Source organism: Massilia sp. UYP11 (assembly GCF_050434805.1).
Taxonomy (GTDB): Bacteria; Pseudomonadota; Gammaproteobacteria; order Burkholderiales; family Burkholderiaceae_D; genus Telluria.
Map to the genome: position 1 here is coordinate 1 of NZ_JBNDJE010000061.1, position 1,195 is coordinate 1,195.

The following is a 1,195-nucleotide window of genomic DNA, read 5'->3' on the forward strand; positions in this document are numbered from 1 at the left end:
GGTAATCCCCCCATTTTTAGAGCACGCTAAAAGTAGAGGTTAAGCGGCGAGTGCCAATTTCTGTTTTGGCGTGATACCGCCGAGCGCCATGTTGGGCCGGTCGTGATTGTAGGTCCACAACCAGTTGCTGGCAAATTCCTGAATTTCGTCGAGCGTCTCGAACAGGTGGTGGGCAAGCCAGTCATAGCGAACTGTCCTGTTGTAGCGCTCCACGTAGGCGTTCTGTTGGGGCTGTCCAGGCTGAATGAAATCGATGCGGATGCCGCGTTTTGCTGCCCATGCCAGGGTCACCGCGCTGATGTATTCAGGCCCGTTGTCGCATCGGATGGCTTCTGGTTTCCCGCGCCATTCGATGATGCGGTCGAGCGAGCGGATCACGCGCTCTGATGGCAGCGAGAAGTCGACCTCGATCCCCAGGCCTTCGCGGTTGAAGTCATCGATCACGTTGAACAAACGGATGCTGCGTCCGTCGGCGAGCTGGTCGTGCATGAAGTCCATCGACCAGCTCTGGTTGATCGCGATCGGCACCGTCAGCGGCAGCGGTTTCTCGCGCACCAGGCGATGACGCGGCTTGATCCGCAGGTTCAGCTCGAGCTCCCGGTAGATCCTGTAGACGCGTTTGTGATTCCATTTGAAGCCCTTGACGTTGCGCAGGTACAGAAAGCACAGCCCAAAGCCCCAGTTACGCTGGTTGTTCGTCAGTCGTACCAGCCAGTCGGCAATGAGGACATTTTCCGCATCCAGCTTGGCCTTGTAGCGGTAGCAGGTCTGGCTGATGCCAAACGCCTTGCACGCCAGCTTAACCGTGGCTGAGCGGTCCGCTACGGCCCATTGCGCCATCTCCCGCCGCTGAGATGGCGCTACCATTTTTTTGTGAGCGCCTCCGCCACGATCTCGGCCTTAAGGCGCTCCTCGACATACATCTTCTTAAGGCGCCGGTTTTCCTCCTCCAGCTCCTTCATCCGCGCCATTAACGAGGCGTCCATGCCGCCGAACTTCGAGCGCCACTTGTAGAACGTGGCGTTGCTGATGCCGTGCTCGCGGCACAGCTCCGGTACCGGGCTGCCGGCTTCGGCCTGTTTGAGGATGGCGATGATCTGGCTGTCGGTAAAACGGGAGGTCTTCATGTAGAGCTTTCTGTATCTTAAGTAGAAAATTCTACTTCTGATCGCGCTCTTTTTGCGGGGGGATTACC

1 protein-coding gene is annotated in these 1,195 nt (G+C 57.7%); it reads right to left on the bottom strand.

Annotated elements, in window-relative coordinates:
- Window positions 1–39: 39 nt before the first annotated feature.
- A protein-coding gene (locus ABIB38_RS24180) for an IS3 family transposase (protein ID WP_429207347.1) occupies window positions 40–1,127 on the bottom strand; the annotation gives its coding sequence in 2 pieces (ribosomal slippage) (window positions 40–875 and window positions 875–1,127; 1,089 coding nt in all).
- Between the last annotated feature and the right edge of the window lie 68 nt (window positions 1,128–1,195).